The sequence below is a fragment of the Flagellimonas marinaquae genome, assembly GCF_023716465.1.
In the GTDB taxonomy this organism is placed as follows: Bacteria; Bacteroidota; Bacteroidia; order Flavobacteriales; family Flavobacteriaceae; genus Flagellimonas; species Flagellimonas alginolytica.
This window is the reverse complement of record NZ_CP092415.1, coordinates 2728747-2748856: the sequence shown is the minus strand read 5'-3', so window position 1 is coordinate 2748856 and position 20110 is coordinate 2728747. Positions and strand designations below refer to the sequence as shown.

14 protein-coding genes and 1 riboswitch are annotated in these 20110 nt (G+C 39.6%); of the genes, 4 read left to right on the top strand and 10 right to left on the bottom strand.

Going from position 1 to position 20110, the window contains the following annotated elements; genetic code table 11:
* Positions 1-3: 3 nt before the first annotated feature.
* From MJO53_RS12305 to MJO53_RS12270, 8 genes are all read right to left on the bottom strand, one after another.
* Positions 4-936, bottom strand: a complete 933-nt coding sequence (locus MJO53_RS12305) for an ABC transporter ATP-binding protein (RefSeq protein WP_224834953.1) — start codon at positions 934-936, stop codon at positions 4-6.
* A gap of 20 nt (positions 937-956) precedes the next feature.
* Positions 957-3332 (bottom strand): Gldg family protein, encoded by a 2376-nt coding sequence (locus MJO53_RS12300; protein WP_252079282.1) that lies wholly within the window; start codon positions 3330-3332, stop codon positions 957-959.
* Between the two features lie 104 nt (positions 3333-3436).
* Entirely contained in the window at positions 3437-4972 is a 1536-nt protein-coding gene (locus tag MJO53_RS12295; protein ID WP_252079281.1) for a PKD-like family lipoprotein, read from the bottom strand.
* 56 nt (positions 4973-5028) lie between these two features.
* On the bottom strand, positions 5029-5742 hold the full coding sequence (locus MJO53_RS12290; RefSeq protein WP_224834956.1) for a DUF4843 domain-containing protein: 714 nt from the start codon (positions 5740-5742) through the stop codon (positions 5029-5031).
* A gap of 20 nt (positions 5743-5762) precedes the next feature.
* A complete protein-coding gene (locus tag MJO53_RS12285; protein ID WP_224834957.1) occupies positions 5763-7232 on the bottom strand; it encodes a RagB/SusD family nutrient uptake outer membrane protein in 1470 nt (489 codons plus the stop codon).
* Between the two features lie 10 nt (positions 7233-7242).
* Positions 7243-10647, bottom strand: coding sequence for a SusC/RagA family TonB-linked outer membrane protein (locus MJO53_RS12280; protein ID WP_252079280.1), 3405 nt, complete (start codon positions 10645-10647; stop codon positions 7243-7245).
* 118 nt (positions 10648-10765) lie between these two features.
* Positions 10766-11935: a FecR family protein gene (locus tag MJO53_RS12275; protein WP_224834959.1), complete on the bottom strand. Its 1170-nt coding sequence runs from the start codon at positions 11933-11935 to the stop codon at positions 10766-10768.
* Positions 11936-12144: 209 nt separating this feature from the next.
* On the bottom strand, positions 12145-12747 hold the full coding sequence (locus MJO53_RS12270; protein ID WP_224834960.1) for an RNA polymerase sigma-70 factor: 603 nt from the start codon (positions 12745-12747) through the stop codon (positions 12145-12147).
* Positions 12748-13144: 397 nt separating this feature from the next.
* Positions 13145-13248, top strand: a riboswitch (TPP riboswitch).
* A gap of 52 nt (positions 13249-13300) precedes the next feature.
* On the opposite strand from MJO53_RS12270, the gene pnuC reads away from it, so the two are divergent.
* From pnuC to MJO53_RS12250, 4 genes are all read left to right on the top strand, one after another.
* On the top strand, positions 13301-13900 hold the full coding sequence (pnuC, locus tag MJO53_RS12265) for a nicotinamide riboside transporter PnuC (RefSeq protein ID WP_252079279.1): 600 nt from the start codon (positions 13301-13303) through the stop codon (positions 13898-13900).
* The gene (locus tag MJO53_RS12260; protein WP_252079278.1) at positions 13872-14900 is read left to right on the top strand and encodes an acyl-CoA dehydrogenase; all 1029 of its coding nucleotides are present in this window, start codon (positions 13872-13874) and stop codon (positions 14898-14900) included. The genes pnuC and MJO53_RS12260 overlap by 29 nt, the downstream gene beginning before the upstream one ends.
* Positions 14901-15199: 299 nt before the next feature.
* Entirely contained in the window at positions 15200-16084 is an 885-nt protein-coding gene (locus MJO53_RS12255; RefSeq protein WP_252079277.1) for a LysR family transcriptional regulator, read from the top strand.
* 75 nt (positions 16085-16159) lie between these two features.
* On the top strand, positions 16160-17080 hold the full coding sequence (locus MJO53_RS12250) for a YeiH family protein (protein WP_252079276.1): 921 nt from the start codon (positions 16160-16162) through the stop codon (positions 17078-17080).
* A gap of 413 nt (positions 17081-17493) precedes the next feature.
* Here MJO53_RS12250 and MJO53_RS12245 read toward each other — a convergent pair whose 3' ends face one another.
* Positions 17494-18192, bottom strand: coding sequence for a hypothetical protein (locus tag MJO53_RS12245; RefSeq protein ID WP_252079275.1), 699 nt, complete (start codon positions 18190-18192; stop codon positions 17494-17496).
* A 20-nt stretch (positions 18193-18212) separates the two neighbouring features.
* A complete protein-coding gene (locus MJO53_RS12240; protein WP_252079274.1) occupies positions 18213-20087 on the bottom strand; it encodes a hypothetical protein in 1875 nt (624 codons plus the stop codon).
* Positions 20088-20110: the final 23 nt, after the last annotated feature.

Here is a 20110-nt window from a genome sequence, read left to right as displayed (position 1 = left end):
TTTTTAATTTTTTGGAGCCTTACCGGAAAGCTGTGCAAACACACCATCCAAGGATGTTTTCTCGAAATAGATTTCGGTTAAGGACCAGCCCATTTCCACACTATGTTTGATCAATCTTTCTGTAATATTGCCTTTACCTTGGAAAGTAATCCTTACCCTGGAACCATCGATAAAAGAAACACCGGCCACACCTTCGACCTTTAATAGGTCTTGTTCTGCAGGAAGTTCTTTCAGTTCCATGATCAAGGTATTGGGCTCTATATAATTATTAAAGGCATAAAGCGTATCCGCAAATACTATACGACCGTTCTCTACCATCACGATATTGTCGCATGTGGCCTGAACCTCGGACAGGATATGCGTTGATAGTATTACTGCACGGTCTTCGGCAATTTCTTTGATCAGCTTTCGCACTTCCAAAATCTGATTTGGGTCTAATCCATTGGTGGGTTCGTCCAAGACCACCAATTTAGGGTTGTGTATAATTGCCTGCGCCAATCCTACTCTTTGCTGGTATCCCCCAGAAAGGTTTTTTAACACCCGCTTGCTAAAATGTGATATGCCGCACTTTGCTTTAGCGATCTCCAATGCTTCTGGAATCTGCTTTGAAGGTATAGATCGTAAATGTGCACAATGGATCAAATACTCATCAACGGTCAATTCCGTATGAAGTGGCGCTTTTTGAGGTAAAAACCCTATCAATTTTTTGGCTTCTACCGGCTGCTCCCTCATATTGATACCATCTATATAAACTTCGCCCTCTGTTTGATTGATTACGCCGCACAATATGTTCATTGTGGTCGATTTACCTGCTCCATTGGACCCCAACAATCCCATGATACCTTTGTTGAAAACCTCAAAATTAATATCTCTTATCGCCCAATCCCTGCTGTAACGGTGCGATAAATTTTTAACCTTGGCTATACTTATTTTCATTTAATCTTTTATTATCGTTGTTATTTTCTTTTCCTTTTCATCAAAATAGTGGCTCCGGATACGGCAACCAATAATGGTAAAACCCCCATAAGGATTATCTTGATCCAAGAAAGGTCTTTTTGGTCTACTGTAATTGTGTTGTCGATGGCTTCCGGGCGTGTTATATCCACAGGAAATTCACCATTGGCAAACCATTTAAAAATTTGTGTGCCCAAACTAAAGTTGCCAGTCCGTAAATTAAATCGGCTAAATTCTGCATTGCTCAAAAAATCAGCATCGCCAGATACGATGATTTTTTGCTCTTTTCCTTTAATCTCACGACTAAGTGCCATTGATACCGTAACTTCCTCCTCTTGCCCATCGGACAGGTCGAAAGTATGGTCTGGTAAACTAATGCCGATTGATTTTATGATTTTGGCTTTTGTACGAGAAGTATCACCTAAATTTTCAACGTCGTTTGCCACATCTAGATCTAACTTAAATGTTATTGCATTGCTCAATTTTAAGGTTTGGTTATCCCCTGATATTATTTTTTGGGCCTTGGCAATGGTCAATGGAAAGGTGTTAAAATCCGACTTCTCCTTAGTGTGTATTCCCATTGCTCCCGAATGGGCTATTATTGTGTCCCTTGTTAATCGAATTCCTATTTGTTCCGCTTCTGTACTCAACGTTGATTTAAGCACGTGCATTTCCAGGTCTTCAGATTGCTGTGCCAATCGCGCTGTTTCGAACTCAACGCCCAACACATCCAAAATGGGCTGTAGTAGGTGGGCTTTTTTTGGTTCTCCGGCAATCAATAAGTTGCCTCCATTTTTGATATAATCTTGAAGTTTTGTTTGTTGTTCAATCGAGTAAGGCTCTATAGGGTCGGCAATGACCAAAGCTGCAAGAGTATCCGGTATTGTGATATCCGGGGCATTCTCAATTTCGACAACATCAAATCCCTGATTGATCAATGAATTTCTGAAGGTTTTATTATTGGTCAAATCCTCATAGTCGTTGTCCCCGGACTTGATCATACTGCGTTCCCCGTTTCCGGTTAGAACACCAATGACCGGAGGTGAGACCAAAAGTCTTTTAATGGCCGCCGATATCTCTGCTTCACCTGGGTAGGTTATCATATCAAAGAACATTCTAAGACTGGTTGAACGATCTTTATAATTTACCTTTCGCACAAAGGTGTTCCGCTCTGATGACAGGTCTATTTTCTCTCTAATTTCTTCCGGTCTTAGAACCTTTTCGAAATCAATACCGTAAGCAGTGGCCGACCTACTTGCCATTTCTTCGAGTGATTTATACTGAAAGTCCCGTTTTGTAAAGGTAGAATCATAATACATTACATAATCCATACTTAAATTTGGAAGGAAGCGTGTATATTGATCAAACTTACTTTTATCGAAAATCCTGAATTTTGGTGAGCCCAAATGGGCAAAACTGTTAATTATGTTGACGTAAGTGGTTATTTTGAGGTCTCCATCCAATTGGCCAATTATCTCTTTGCTCTTATCCGTTAGAGTCATTTTTTTGAAGCGAGTGGTATCGTAATAGGCATCTACGGAAGGAAGCGAACTAACATACCCTAGGGTAACCACCCCTATGACCAATCCAATATACTTTAGTGTCACCGTTGTAGAACTGGTGGTTTTTCGTCCTTTGTTCAATCGCATAACGGTAAGGGTCAAAAACAAGAAAATCACTAAAAGAAAGTATATAAAATCCTTACTGCTTATAAGACCATTTATAAAGTTATCCGCACGTCCCGATATGGACAACCAATAGGTAATGTCCCTGACCACATCTATGCTCTGGCCTATTGTACCAACAAAATTCAATACAGCCAAAATTGCGAGTGTTCCGATTGCAGCTACAACTTGATAAGGGGTAACACTGCTCATAAAAAGCCCTATGGATGCATAGGCACATATAAGAATGTAAAGTCCTAGAATACCTCCGGAAAGAAATTTAAAATCCATTTCTTCTATACTAAAGGAAGCTACCAGAACCATAAGCAACAATACGGCCACCAGTAAAAGACCATAGCACATCATGGAAAGAAATTTGCCCAAAACGATTTGCTTACTTGTAACCGGGGAAGAAAACAATAGTTTAATGGAGCCCGAGCTCAACTCACGGCTCAACAGCCCCATTGTTAACAATGGTATGTATAAGTACAATTTGTTCTGTATTGCCGAGAAAAAACCATTATGTCCGCCAAATACGCCCACAGTTAGGTCTTTAAGATTTGTTCCCAATTGCTGAGAGGTTTCCTTGGCATCTATCAAATTGGTAAATGTAAGGCCACATTGTACCATAAAAATGATCAGGGTAAGCCACGCAATAGGGGAATAAAAGAGTAGGCCAAGCTCTAGCTTAGCTATTTTGATTATTTTCTTCATTAACAGTAAAACTTTGTTGAGAACTTTAAAGGGTAATTTAAAAGCAATCCCCTGCCCTGAGGGATAACTAATTCAAAAAATGGGCAGGGGATATTCCAGCTTTCTTATAATTGGGTGGCTATCGCCGTAATTTTACCAAAACCGCTGAATATTTCAATATTTGGCGTATCTATATTTCCTATTCCCGTGTTTATATAAGGAAGCAGGTACACACGCCCAGTTGTATCGTCAAATGTGGACATGATCAATGCCTTGTTGTTCAGTGGCATATATTCTCCTGAAAACCTTACCGGGTAGTCTGCTTGCCTATACACTTGAAGAGTGGTTATAGTTTCTCCGGATGGAACCGTGTATCTCTCCTCGATGGTAGGGGTAGCTGTTCCATAAAGTACAGCATATACCTTTGTTGACGTAGCATAATACATTACTTTTTGATCATCCAAGAAAGCAAAGTTTTCCGCCTCGTCTATTCCGGGTGCACCGGTCAAATCGAATTTAGCAATTGGCTTGGGGGCTTCTGGTGTTGGAAACCCGCTCACACCTTCATCAAACGTGAACAGTGCAACTTCCCCTGTTCCATTGTTCTTTAATAGATGCATAAACTCTCCAGTGGTACTCACTCCCGCTGCTAAATTTACATAACCAGGTTGAGTAGTGGGGTCAAATGCCCCGGATGGACTATTTGGGGTAGCATACATAGTGTTGTCGCCAAAAGGCGTAACGGATGGCTGATATACAAACTGACCGTTTACCTCATCGTAAAAACTAATTACCACTATTGGGTTGCTCACTCCATTGGCCGCAATAATATCGGGAGCGGTAAAATCAGAGTCAAAAGGTAGTCCTATTTTTGTTGAAGCCCCCAAATAAGTAGATGTTATTGTTCCATTGGCCAAGTAGAGATCACCTTGGTTGACTCCCCCCAGGGCCTGTGGCTCGTAATTGCTTCTTTCTGCATAAAACAGGTCACCATTGCTACCTCCAATAGTGTAATCCAAAGTATTAATGGTATAAATACTTGTTTCGGTAATACCGAACATAACATCGTCCCGCCCTAATTTGGTATAGCGCATTTGTTTTGTGATACCCGGAATTGTACTCCCGTTGATCGCAGAATAAACATTGTGCTTAACACTTACATCTTCGTAATCTGGCGTAACGGATGGCGACATGATATGACTAATGTCCGTAGTTGCTCCATCTTCTGTATGGGCCACCACCAAACCTTCACCAATATTGTTCAACACTTTTACCGGCCATGCAAAAATGTGGTCCAAATTTGTACGGGTATTCGTAACAGTGTACACGAGTTGATGGAAGTTTCCTGAAAGGTTGGGTTTAAATTCAACTAAAAAATCAAGATCTCTTTCGTTACCGACCACTTCGTATATAGTGTCGTTCGGCTCCAAATTGATTTTCCATTCGTATTCGAGTTCACTCTCCGAAAGCCCTTGATGATCCAATTCGGGAATAACTTTCAAGTTCTCAAATTGATATACGGTAAGTGTTGCCACTCCGGTGGTATCCAGAGTAATATCCGGAATTGCATTTACATCCAATGTACTGTCGTCATCGTAGCAGGAGGATGCAAATAGCCCTATTCCAAAAGCAATTAGGGTTATATATAATAGTTTTTTCATTTTTAAATTTTTAAGGTTATTCTCTGCACTTTTCAATGAAAAAGTTCCGTGAGCGATCAATTTATCGGAACTATGGGTTGTCCAACATTAGGTCCATCATCGTGCAACAATGGAGCGTCTGGATTTTCCTCATTGTACTTTCGTATATAATCTCCAAATTGAACGCCTTTTACCTTGGCCCCTGTTGGTCCAAGAGCCCTATAATCATCAATTGTAAAGCTGGTCATGCCCGTGGATGCCACAAAGGCTCGATAGGCCGCTGTACTCGGGTATCTACAAAAGAAGAATCGGTAATATCTCCAATCCGGAACTATTACTTTATTGGTCCATGTAAAGACATGATCTATGCTTTCTACATTTCCTTTTGTAAAGTCTTCGGAATCCGTTATCTGTAAATGGACCGAGACTTCCGTTGTATCCAGTTGTTTGGCATTGAATACTTTTAAATACAAACGGCCCTCAAATTCACCGGGATCCACAACACCTTGCTGAATCTCGAATAGGTTAGAGCTGGCCGTAGTCAGCGAATCCTGAACAACCTTTACCCTAAAAAAGCGTTCGTTGCTCAATGTATCACCTATGATACGGGTTGGAATTTCGGTAATAAACTCGTTGGAAGGATTTTCCAAAAAGGAATAGCTAGAAACTTCTTGAAGGAAGTTGATTCCACTCAGATCATTCTCAAACTCTCCTATTTCGTCTTTGTCACAAGAACTGATAATGAGCACTGCTCCCAGCAGGATCATTATATTTAATATGTATTTTTTCATTTTTAAAATGATTTCAAAGTTTAGTTTTGTCCAACGAACTGCGCTTCGCTATCCGGATAGGGAAGCACATAAATTTCATCATTTAGCTCTACCGTCTCGGACAGAAAAGGAATCTCGGTCTCTCCTGTACGTTTGTAGAAATAAAAGAGTTGTCCCTCGCTTATAAATTCTTTACGATACTCTTTTCTTAGTTCTTCCCACACGGTTTCGGAGTCGGAATCCAATGGTATGGAATCTAAAATCCCTCTACTGCTCCTAACGGTATTCAAATAGGTTATTGCTTGTTCCAAATTCTCTGAAGCCCAGTAATGTTCTGCCGCGATATAGTACATCTCGGGCAACTTGATCAAAGGCATCTGGTTTGGGTTATTAGTGCCAGACTGAATCAACTTTGTGCTGACCAGACCCCTTGTTTCGGATTTAAGCAATGTATTGAATCGAACATCGGCAAGACCTATATTTACCTGATCGGTCTCAAAAATGCTATCAGCCATTTGCGTGGTAAGGTAAATTGCGTCGTAATTGGTTCCATCATCACTTGCAGTTAAAATAGGGTTTACAATATCGGCAAAGCCATTGATGTCCAAACAGAACAGTACTTCCTGATAAAGAATTGGATCGCCCGCAATAGGATAAGAGTCCGATTGTATAAGCGTTGCCCCCGAATTGGCGATCACTGCTTCCGCCGCCACTGCAGCATCACTGGTATTGCCCTCCCAGAGTAGTTTTCTTGCTTCCAATGCTTTTACCGCATAATAATTCATGCGCTGCTCGCGATTTTCGTAAAACCCGGTTCTATTAACTTCCAAATAATAATCCGCCGGACGATTTTCGTCTTGATAAATAGGATCTTCCTTTAGTAGTTCCAAGGCCATATCTATATCTTCCTGCATACGGTCGAAAGTTTGGGCATAGGTCATCGGTGCTACCAAATCCTTATCAAAATTTACCACATAGGGTATGGTATATTCTCCCATTAGGTTTTGACGTTCTTCCAAGTTTCCATATCCATACAAACGCATAAGATCTAGGTGGACAAACACTCTAAGTCCAAGCAATTCTCCTTTGATTATTGCATAGTTAATAGGGTTCAGTACCTCTTGGTTATCGTCGATATACTCCAAAGCCAAGTTAATATTGGCCAAAATATTATAGGATCTGATCCAAAGTGCATCGACTTGATCGGTTGCCTGTGGCCCTCTATAGTTAAACTGTTGAACCTCATCATATAAAGCCAAAGATGGCAATGTGGCGTATTGTTGTGCCAATAAATCCACCAGGTTCCAGGTCATATCCTTAGCGTAAAGCTTGGGAGATGTCATTCCTAAATAGACGCCCATTAATGCATCTTTAAAACCGTCCTCGTCACTAAATTGCTGATCTGCCGTAATCTTTGCATTGGAGGTTTCGTCCAACCAGTCATCGCTACAGGCAATAACAAGCATACCTACCAGCAAGGTCATTAGTATTTTTTGAATAAATGCTTTCATAATTATAATATTATAGGTTGGCCATTAAAGAGAATGTCATAGATCGGGAGAACGGGTATTGTGTTCCCCTCTCTATTTCTATTGATGAGAACTTGGCTACATCGTTCATGTTAAAACTTAAACGTAACCTATCCAACCCCATGGCTTTGGTTAAACGTGGCTTAAACTCGTAATACACATTAATGGCTGCGATATCCAATTCGTTCCTATCTTGCACAAAACGTGAGGTCGGCCTTGTTTTTTCCTGAAGACTAACAAATACATTGTCCCCGTCTGGATCTACACTATAAGTTCCCAACCTTTTGTAAAGTGCGTGCTGACCCGGGTAGCGCCATCTTCCGGTAAGCACTCGTTCATCCACATTATAGTTCATGTCCACATTTTCCACTTTGTCCACCAATGTTTGGTTATAAAGTTGACCGCCACCTAAATACCTGGCCGTAACACTTATTCCGAAACCTTCGTATTCTCCAGAGAAACCAAAAATCCCTCTGTATTTTGGATTGCTGTTCCCAACAACCACCAAATCGTCGGCGTCCCATTCGTAAGTAGTGCTCCCGTCTTGTTTTACATAGATTTCCTGCCCAGTGGAAGGATCGATTCCCAATGAGGGTACCGCCCAAATAGCATTCATGGACATTCCGCTTTCATACCTGTTCACAGGTCTATTGTTACCTCTGTCCGCAGCTATCTTATCCTGAGCATCGTTAAAGCTTTGTAGGGCATCGGAAAGTTCTATGATCTTGTTCTCATTGGTTGTGATTCCTCCGTTAATGGAAAAATAGTTTCTGCCCCTGGACCACAATAGGTAAGAGATGTTCGCTTCGATACCGCTGTTCTTAACCTTGCCCAAGTTATCTTTAACGCTACTGAAACCGCTATAATACGGTAATGTTATGTCCGTGATCAGGTTTTCGGTATAGCTCTCGTAGTAGTCGTATCGGAGGGTCAGTCCGCCAATCTTTATGTCGAAACCGTTATTAAAATCGAACTTGGTTTCCCACTGAAGTCCCGGGTTGCCCATGTTGAGTGCATAGGATCCAACATTGTCTTGGTATCTTGAATCAAGATAGTATCCGTATGTCACTACAGATTCATTACTATTAAAGTTCTGATTCCCTGTTGATCCCACGGAAGCCCTGATCCTAAATTGTTCGAATGGTGCTTTGGCAAAAAACTTTTCGTTGTGCAGGTTCCACCCCAATCCAACACTCCAGAAATTGGACCATCTTTTATCGTCGCCGAATTGGGAAGACGCGCTGGTCCTGAATGTAAAATCGGATAGGAACCTATTGTCATAAATATATGATCCTACAAACAAGAAACCAACATCCCTGGATACACCACTTATTCCGGTAGGCCTTGAATCAAGAGCGTATGATCGGGCAAAAACAATGTCGTCCATTCTACTACTTGGGAAACCTTCGGCCAGATGAATTACCTCTTCAAATTCCCTTTCGCTTACATTAAAACCAGCATTTCCGAACAACAAATGTTTTCTAAAACTTTTAGAGTACTGCAAGTTAAGATCTCCGTACAGATAACTGCTTTGTCCATTATTTACCTGATAGGATCCTTTTCTGTTCTTGTCTATCAAAGCGTAGTTTTCAAACCTTGTGTGCTCCGATGGATAAAACTCATCTGCCTTGCTCTTTTTTAGATCTATACCTACACGCGCTATAGTTTTTAAAGCAGGTAAGATATTCCACTCCAAATAAAAATTATTGACAAAGTTTAAATAGGTAGACGTGTTTTTAGAATCGAGCAAAGAATTGTAGAGTGGATTGGTATACCTTTCTCCGTTTGGCCCAATCTCTGCGTAGTAGGGAATACTACCATCTGGATTTTTGGCCCTCCAATAAGGGTTCATAATCGCATACTCGTTAAAAGTACCATAAGGTGATTCCTCGCCCACGTTATTGTTTATAGTTGTACTGTTTTTAAAATTGAGGTTCTTCACCCTATAAAATGCGGTAAGATTTCCGCCAATATTCTCTCTGGACGAACCTTTCATTACACCGACACTTTTTCTATAGTTCAAGTTGGCCTGCAGGCGTAAATCCTTGTTGCCCAACTCAACGCCCAAAGAATGTCTGTGCCCAATACCATTCTGTAATGGTTTTGCCATCCAGTCTGTATTAAGTCCTTCGTTGGCCAATTTTAACCTAGATTGGTACAATTGCTGTAGCTCTACCAAACGATCTGGGTTCGCCAAGGAAGGTGTGTAAAGACCGTCTATAAGTTCGGCCTCCAGTTTTTGAAAGGAGTTGGTTAAATTATAACTGGTCAAATCCGGAAGTTCCACATCCAAATTGGCGGTATATGTTACCAATGCATCTTCACCAGATAATTGTTTGGTCTCGATTACCACAACACCGTTGGCGGCCCTAGACCCATAAAGCGCCTTAGAAGCGGCATCTTTAAGTATGGTGATACGCTCCACTCTATTAAAATCCAAATCGAACACCCTTTCTGCAGAAGCTTCAAATCCATTCAGGATAAAAAGGGGTTGGTTCGGATTTCTCAAATAATTTCCCTTTAAATTATCATCTGCGGTACTTCCCGGAAATGTAGAGGTTCCCCTGATCTGTAAATCCGGTAAGTTGTTTGGGTTGGATCCCAAATCAAAATTATCCATCAAACTAATAGATGGATCAATATTCTGTATGGCCTGAAAAACATTTTGGCTTCCCACTTTCCTAAGATCTTCACTGGTAACGGTTACAGTGGCACCTGTATAACTTTCTTCCTTTCTTTCGAAAAATCCGGTTACGACCACCTCCGACAGTTCGGCAAGACTCTCTTCCATTTGGACATCGATAGTAGATTGTATACCCACTTCTATTGCCACGGTTTTATATCCGACATGGCTGAAAAGTAGTGTGTCCGACGGGTTTACAGAAATAGTGTAACGACCATCAAAATCCGTCATCACCCCACTGTTGGTACCCTTGATCACAACATATACACCTATAAAAGGGTTTCCAAATTCATCAATCACCATACCGGTCACTACGGACTGGTCTTCATTTAGGTCAAATTTAGTTTTCAAAGCACCTTTGCTACTTAACAGAACTTGATCCCCGATTACTTTAAACCCTGTAGTAGTACCGTCAAAAACCTGCTGTAGTACCTTTGACATTTCTTGGTTGGTAGCCTTAATGGACAATGTTCGATTTAAGTCAACATCTGTGGTCTTGTAGGCAAACCTATATCGTGTGGAGCTTTCAATTTTATCGATCAGAAAGCTTACAGAAACATTCTCCAAATCTAAGGTAATCAGCTGTTGAGGGCTTACTTTGGCCTGAAAAGAGCTGAATGTGATGAACAATATGAGTAGTGATAGCTTGTTTTTAATACTTTGATTTAGAACATAGGTCAAGCTAAGCCCTTTGTTCCTAAGGAGTTTTTTCATAATTTTGAAGTTAGTAGTGGTTGGTTAAATCACTTAATTACAGATACAATCGGGAGATGTGTCACCATCTTCCGATTTTTTGTTAGATTCTATTCGATCATCATAGGCAATCTTGGTTTTAGTTGATTATTACTTTGTTGTCTTGAATGGTATATTCTAAATCGTATATTTCTTTTAAGTAGGCAAAAACATTGTCTATGGACTCTTTTCCAAAATTGGCACTAAAAGTTTCCTCCCTATTTACAAAGTCTTCATTGGAAATAATAGGGATATTGAAGTGCCTCTCCAATTTCTTTAACATCTCACCGAAAGTCAGGTTCCTAAAAATCAATTCGCCATCCACCCAACGCGTGTAAACGTCGGTAATAACGGTTTGACTGGTTATCTGCTCGGTATTTTTGGTATATGTACCCATTTGTCCCGGTTGGAGCAAAAGCTCTGCTCCCTTACCATTGGAAAAAGAATCCTGTGCAGAAAGTTTAACCGACCCTTCGACCAAGACCACATCGGTCTGGGTATTTTCAGGAAACGCGGTTGCATTAAATTGTGTTCCAAGCACTTCGACCCCTACACCTCCCATATGTACTTTAAAAGGTTGATCGGAACGATGGGCCACCTCGAAATAGGCTTCACCCTCCAAATAAACATCCCTATCCAAACCATCTATAAATTTTACTGGGTATTTAAGCGAACTCCCCGCATTTACATGAACCACGGTTCCGTCCGTTAAGGACAGTTCAAATTTTCGGCCGTATGGAACCTTTAACGTATTGTAGACCGGTATCTCTGATCTTAAATCATTATCATAAGTCAACCTATTGTTCTGTACATTGCCCAAGGATTGACCTCGAACACCTACAACCTGTCCATGGTCTAGGGAATCTAGAACATTTATGGTCCCGTCCTCCATCTCCAATATAATGTGTTCTTGATTGACCAACTTTTCCAAAGTATGTATTTGAGGTTCGGATGTTGTGGCCATAAAGTAAATTCCCAACGAAATAAGAACAACGATCGAAGCCGCAACACTTGTCCAATACTTGGGAATGGATCGCCTTTTGCTTTGTCCAGTTTTAACTTCTAAAATCCTTTGATAAATTTCGTTGGACTTGGCCTCATCTATGGTGTTCGATGAATCCAACAACGACAGCACAGTATCTTCGGATGGCAATTGCAAATCGGCATCCTTTTGTTGTAAAAAACGAATCAGCTCTTCAGACTCCGTTTTACTGCATCGATTTTGCACAAACTTATTGATCAGTTGTTCAAATCGTTTTTGGGAATTCATCAAATATTGGTTTTATCGACGTTGTTCTTAATAATACAGTTGAGCTTCACTTTTGTACTACTCTTAACTTAAAGTTTTTTTAATATTAATTTAAAATCAAAATTAATAGTTTGATTTTCTGAGTATTAATAAATTAAAAAAAGTTGAAATTTAATTGAATAGGATGCTGAAGCTATATGAACAAACCGTCTAAAATCACCAAAAGACATTCAATCTAAAGATAAATTTATTGCGATGAGAACACATAGGGAGATATCCGGATGTGTGTTAAGGTACTCTTTAATATCCGACAATGCCTTGCTCATTTGGTTTTTAACGGTACTAATAGAAATCCCAAGTTCCCTGCTTATATCATCGTAACTCATACCTTTTTCCCTGGACATCTTGAAAATAAGTTGTCGCTTAGCGGGCAAATTGCCAATGGCCTTTTCTCGCAATTCCGCATATTCAGCATTGATCAAATAATCCTCGACATCGTTCCGTGCAAGCTGGCTCTTGTAAAAAATCTCGTCCCGTAATTTATTCGAAGTGGCTGCTTTCTGTAAAAAATTCAACGATTTGTTCTTTGCAATTGTAAATATGTAAGACTTAAAAGAACGATCTGGATTCAAGATTTCGCAATTGACCCAAACAGACATAAAAACTTCTTGTAAAATTTCATCGGCCATTTCTTTGGATTTGACCAATCCTAATGCAAACGCGTGCAGTCCCCTATGGTATTTTTGATACAGAGCATGGAAGGCTTTCTCGTTTCCCCTTATTAGTAGTTCAACCAATAATCTGTCGTTATCATGTGAAGCTTTTGAATCCAAATCTGGCGCATTTAAAATTCTTTCGTGAATCCAGTTTTCTTTTCAAGGACAAAAAACAAGAAAACATTCAGCTTTTTCCAAAAAAACATTAAATATATTTATTTTTTCATCAAATTTCATGAAGGATTACATTAAACTATACTACATACTTTAATTTAACGTAAGCCTGCTCAAAAAATAAAAACAACTATACAGATTGGATTTGCTTATCAAGCTTGCCATATATAGTTTAATGGCCTAACCATAATTACGAATGGTACACCTAAGTTAAAGTATAATTTTCCTAGTCTCTGTGAAATAGGCTGATGGTGAACGTCCAAATCCAACAACAACGATAGCTTTTCCTGCATTTGCCCGAAATTGATTTTTAATTGGACCATAAATAATGATATCTTCGCAGTATCATGGGGTGCCTACTTTGGGCTGAGATTATACCCGGAAGCAAATGCTTCGCACCTGATCCAGGTAATGCTGGCGTAGGGAGTACGGCAAGGTCAGTTTTGACTTGTATTCCGTTTTTTGGGCACCTCATTTTAAAAGTAAACCCAAAAAAATGGAACTTTTCTCCGAAATAGTGTTATTGCAATGGCTGGGCACCGGTTTTGGCGTGGTACAAGTGCTTTTGGCCCGGCAAAACAATGTTCACAATTATCTTTTTGGCATTGTTGCCATTCTTATCAGTATCTGGGTCCTGTACCAATCCAGATTATATGCAGACATACTTTTGAACCTCTATTATTTGATCATGAGCATTTATGGGTGGTTTTATTGGAAACTGGGCAAAAAGGCAATGGAAACCCCTATTTCCAGTTCCAATCGCAAAGAACATAGCATTGCAATAGGCATTGCCATGGGGTGTTTTGCGATAATGGCCTACTGGTTGAGCCAGCATACCGATTCGGATGTACCTTTTTGGGATGCCATTGTTGTCGCTTTTGCCTGGTCGGGGATGTGGTTGATGGCCAAACGAAAAATAGAAAATTGGATATATCTCAACATTAGCAATATTATATCCATACCCCTATTGATCTATAAGGAATTGTATATCTATGCCGGACTTACTGCATTTTTGTTCGCAGTGGCCATATCGGGGTACCTTAAATGGAAACGAATTTTAGAGAAAGATGAAAGTAACAGATTTGCAAGAGCTTGAAGAAATGCATTGTTTCGGAGATGAACTCTCCCCACACGTTCTGGAGTGGATAGGCAAGAACAACCTATGGAACATTTGGGTGCCCAAATCATTTGGCGGGCTGGAAATGTCCTTGCCCAATGGGTTAAAAATGCTCCAATCATTGGCTAGGGCCAATGGTAGTTTGGGTTGGACGGTAACCCTTTGCAGCGGAGCCAATTTTTTTATCGGAAACCTGAACCACGATGTGGCCGAAACGATCTTCAACAAATCGACCACGCCTATCTGTTTTGGTGGGAGTGGCGGAGCTACAGGAACTGCTCAAATAAATGGCAATAACTACGTACTTAACGGAACATGGAAATATGCGACGGGGGCACCATATTTGACTCATTTTACTTTGAACGCAAAAGTTCAGAAAGAGGGCAAGGATGTTCTTTGTAAGGATGGGGCACCAATAATTCGATCCTTTTTGTTGAACAGGCAGGATGTTGCAATTATCAAAGATTGGAATACCATCGGGCTTCGGGCCACGGCTACCCATTCCTTTAGCGTTGACTCCATATTGATTGATGAAAAATATAGCTTTACATATGATCGACTACGCTTGCCTCACTCCATTTTTAGGACGCCCTTTACGGTCTTTGCAGATTTGACCCTATGGGTCAACTATATAGGTATGGCAGAACATTTTTTGAGCGAATCCCTTAAAAGTAATGTCCCCAATCATTTGTTGGATGAGTTCCAACAGATAATCCTAAAAAGTAACAGGATATGCCACAGGTATGCTGTGAAAGTCCATAAGATGGTAACCAACTCCGACAAAATAACAGAACCTTTTGCCTTGGGTCTCCACCAAGAAGCCACCGAACTGGTCCAGCGTCTTAGTGATAAATTTATAAAGGCCTACACCACATTGGGCATACGTGCATGCAGCATTGGACACCCGTTGAACCATATTTTCAATGATTTCTACACCGCCACACAACATCATAACTTTAGTCTGCTAGGCAAACTTTAACCACCACTAGAATGGTTGTTTGGAAACTCCTAAACCAATGTAATTGGCAAAACCATAGCATTTCTTTTGATTTTTTCACCACACAAATCTCAATCCTTGGACATTGATCAATACACCAATGGTTCGTAAAGTTTTTATCTTGGTCTCGATTTTAATGTTTATTTTCCTAAAAATGTTAGTTCTCCCCCAATTTCCCATTCTCTTCTGGTTGTACATCTATTAATGATCGACTGTCGACAGGGATTTTTTTTAACAAGCCGGAGGCATAACAAGATTCTGGATACCTTTGAAAAAGCCGAATGAGAACCAAATTGCACATATTTAAAACTGTAGCCAATCAGTTAAACTTTACCAAGGCTGCCGAACATCTTCATATTTCGCAACCGGCAGTGTCCAAAACCATTAAATCCTTGGAAGAAGAATATAAAACCACCTTTTTTGTCCGTAAAAGAAGTTCTATTGAATTAACAAAGGAAGGAAGGTCATTTCTGGTTTATGTGAACAAAATACTATCTATTTATTCAGAAATGGAAGAGCAATTCATTACTAAAAACGAGCCTTTTCCAAGATCGATCTCATTCGGGGTGAGTACAACCTTTTCCAATTATATAATTCCAAAAATAATCGCAAAGATCAGAGTTCAATTCCCTGAAACAACTTTCAACATTACCAGCGATAATTCCGAAAACATAGAAAAGCTGATCATGAATGAGCAAATCGATTTCGGAATCACAGAAGGTATCATTTCAAATCCCAAACTAGAATTTAAAAAATTAATTAAAGATGAAATTGTTCTGGTCACCAATGCAGCAAATAACTCGTTTAAAAAAAGTAGTATCAGTCTTGAAGAATTAAAAAATATCCCGATAATAGAACGCGAGAAGGGCTCTGGGACCAAAAAGATAATAGATAACTTTCTTTCCAATGAAAAGATTGAAAGCCTAAACACAGTTGTTGTCTTGAACAGCACTGAAGCTATAAAGAATTACCTCTACAACTCCCAAGATTTTGCCCTGGTTTCAATACATTCAATTATTCAAGATCTATCCCAGAACAGGCTTAAGGTCATAGATATTAAAAATGCCAGCATAGAAAGGTGGTTTTATTTAGCAAAAAGAACCGGGTACCTTTCAACCACCATGGATCATATTCAAAAATCCATTCTACAGAATTATAACTATTAGTTATATAAAATAATTATTTAATATACAAATTAGTTATAAACACACTCTACTTTTGTATCTCTAAATTGTACCGATATGAAAGTATATTTTATAAAAGGAATCTACCTATGTATTGTTTCACTTGGATTATTGGGGCAATTAAGCAGTCCAATAGCACTACTGCTGGGCCTGTGTTATTCCTTTTTGTTTGGCAACCCTTTTAAAAGTTACAGTCATAGATTAATTGATTACTTTTTAAAAATCTCCATTGTTGGCCTAGGCTTTGGTATGTTTATACAAGAAACTATTCAAACCAGTAAAGCAGGACTGGGAATCACCTTCTTTTCTATTTTGTTTACACTACTACTAGGACTATCCCTTGCAAAAATTTTAAAGCTGGATCTAAAGTTGGGTCATCTTATTACATCTGGCACTGCTATTTGTGGCGGAAGTGCCATAGCAGCGATTTCCCCTGTAATCAGGGCCAAGAGCAACACTATCAGTGTTGCATTGATCGTTATTTTTTCATTAAATTCAATTGCACTTTTTGTGTTCCCAGCTGTAGGCCAATGGTTGCATCTTACACAAGAACAATTTGGGCTTTGGTGTGCCGTTGCCATCCACGACACAAGTTCTGTGGTGGGGGCGGCGTTGAATTTTGGCGATGAGGCCCTAAGGACCGCGACAACGGTAAAGCTATCCAGAACTCTATGGATTATTCCGTTATCATTTTTTTCAATGTTTCTTTTTAAAACAAAAGGGGAGAAAATTAAAGTTCCTTACTTTATCCTTTTGTTCGTTATGGCCATTATTATCAATTCGCTCCAGATTTTGCCAGTATCCACCACCGCATTTATAGTACTGTTATCGAAACGTTTGTTGGTTACCACACTTTTTATAGTAGGTTCAACAATTTCCTTGAGAGAGTTACAGGCCACAGGAACCAAGCCTATAGTTCTGGCAATGGCTTTATGGGTATTTATTTCACTTTTCTCGCTTTTATATATTGTGTATTAAAACATGTAAAAAACTCGTTCAATACAATTCATTTCTAAGAATGATAATTTTATACAAAAAAGCAGGTTCCCCATTATTAAATCAAGATTGTTACACATCAATATCAAATCCATAACATATGTAAGTTGATTAAAATCCTTGCTTCTTCGTTGGTAAAGCTTGACCTAGGCACAGTGCAAAACTTTAATCATCAGCAAGGCTTCTTTTTGATGCGCATAACGTTTGTTGAGCTTAGCGAGATTGATTCACTATGAAGTCAAATCTTTCGTACAAGGTAAATTTCTATACTAACAAATATCTGCTCGAATTGACTTTTCAAATATATCGGCTGCCCTCAATATTAATAAGTGCTCTAAGCACAGGAATTACAATGAACATCATGATTTTTATGCTGCTCTGTAAGCGAGAACTAGTTATATGCGAAGCTGTCGAAATTCCCATTCAAAAGGCTTCCCTAATGTTTTTATTGATTTTAATCGGCGTAGCTCAAACTTTATGGACTCCTCCTTATATTCCCGCTCTTCGTTGGCACCAATGGTTGTGGTTATGATTTTTAGGGTTCCATTTTCAAAATCGATACTGTGGTCAATTTCATCACCAGTGCCCCGATGACGTTCACTTTTCTCATAAGCAACCAATTCAAAAGACTTGTTTTGAAACCTGAACCTATACGTGTCATTGGACATGTGCCAACTTCCGGCACTGTACCAAAAACGAAAATCTATTTGAAGGTTACCATTGGAGAGGATTTGAAGACCATCCAAAGGCTCGTCCATGGTTGGTACGCTACGATTTATGATAAACGTATTGGATTGCAGTGCCTTTTTGAGTTTTCCATTCCTTTTGCCAAAGTAGATGCCCAACATTCTGGGATTAAGGTCCAGCGTATCAACCCCAAGCCCATCATTGTATTCATAGTTTTCTTTTAGGGTATTTTGTAGGGCAAATACCAAATCCTCACGGCCATCCCCATTTAAGTCCCCTGAAGCTTGCGACAAGACCCGCCAGCCATAAGGAACCAAATCCTGCATTTCCTTTCCTGATCTTGCCAATTCCGGATGGGTTGGATTCTTTTGTGCGCAGAGCCCATGAATTAAAAAGTAGACTAGCAAAAAATATATTTTAATAGAATTCATCTGCCCTTAGTCTTTAGAATCAATTCATTGTTTCTGTACACATATCTCACGTTATCATTGGCTATGGTCACGTTTTCTGAGCCAGGTCCCAAAACCAGCTTGTCCGATTTAAAGGTGAATTCAATACTGTCGTTCCATTCTATTATTGTTATGATTTCGGTCAGATATTTTTCACCATCTCCTTCAATGTCGAGAGTGCCAAGATGTTTTATGGTTCCTTTTTCGAGAATAAAAGCCTCGCCCCCAAATGGATATTCGAATGCCATTTGGCAAATAATGATGATTTTGTTTGATGCATCACTTTTATAAAAATGGGGTTCAAATAGATAGGCGTCACCTATACCTTCTGATTGGTATACTATTTTGTTTGATTCATCCAACATCAAAAGCCTATCGCCCCAATCCGTTTCGGTATCCGGTGATGCGATTTGCCCATCTTCAGGTTGGTAATTTCCAGACACATATTTAAAATTGTCCAATTCAAAGGCATGATTTATATCAAAATTCCCTAGCTGTAGGCCATCTAATTTTTGGGGATGGAATTCGGAAAATAAGACAGCATCAATTTCTGTTTCGGTATAGGTTGTACCATTAAATTTCAGCATTGCCGTTTTTATTTCACTCCTATCGGTAGATACGCAATCCCCGTTTTTATCCTTTGTACTCTCTGAGTAGGTAATTTCTTTGGTAACCCGCAAATCGAAATAGCCGTTGGTCTTTTCTGTACTTTCCACCAATGTTTTCCTTTCCTCTACAAATTCCCCATTACAGTCCCCATCCCATTCGCCACCATTACTTTCAACGGGATAATCGGCGAGCACTTTTAATAAACTATCACCTGATTTCACAAAAAGGGACAGTGTTTTATTGGAATACGGATTAACTCTTGAATGTCCAAAATGCGAAACGTTTAACCCGAAGGCCATTTTGTTTTCTGCAATCTTGAATGGGGTAGCGTTTATTTGAATTTTATTTAGTTCTATGGCATCGGAAACCCAATTATTTGTTTGGGAGCTTTCAAAGTAGTTGTGCGTTATTTTTCCAGAACGGTTGTCCGCAATAACAATGTGGCTGTTGAGGTCAAAATACTGTTCGCCTTCATCCACAACTTCCGGGATGACCACAATGGTTTCGTTGGGATTGTCAGGGTGTTCCAGGGTAGTAATCAAATCGGTCTTTGTTTGCACCCAATCCAATTTCAGGTCCATTAAAACACTGTTGATCAGTGCGAAATTTTCAAAGGAATCGTTCAATTTTTTGGCATCTATTTTTTTAATGGTACCATCACTCCTAATTTCGTATTCAATTTTCTCCACTTCTCTGATGTTGCCCCAAAAGATTTTGTTTACCACTAATTTGTTTTCGCTTATGCGGGAGACTGTTCTGGACATACTTTCGGCAATTTCATCGAAAGCTACTTGTTCGTGATCTATGATGTTCCCCTCAGTATCGTAATTGATTATAATTGTCTCCATTTCATGATCTCCTTTCAAAACGGTTGTCACCAAGGTGTGAAAGTTGTTGGATACTGGAACTTTGTACCTGGCAATGGCCCTGTAGTTGTACCCTTCGGTATTGAAATCAGGATAGATCTGGTCCAATTTCAAAGCTTTGACATCTATCTTATCATAATCGTCTTCATCGATAAAACTGTCAAAATTTGTGTCTTCAATATGTGGCGATTTTTTAGTTTGCATATTGGCAATTACTTCGGCAAAATCCAAAGTCACGCTTTTAGCTGATGTATCCAAAGTCGTTTCAATGATTTCAACGGCGCCTTGGGTGTCGATTTCCGGTTCTTTTTCCGTTTTGGGGACGTCGCCACAGGAGATGGTAAGTGCTAATAAGGCTATGTGATATTGAATTTTCATTTGCTACTTTTTAAAGCTTTACT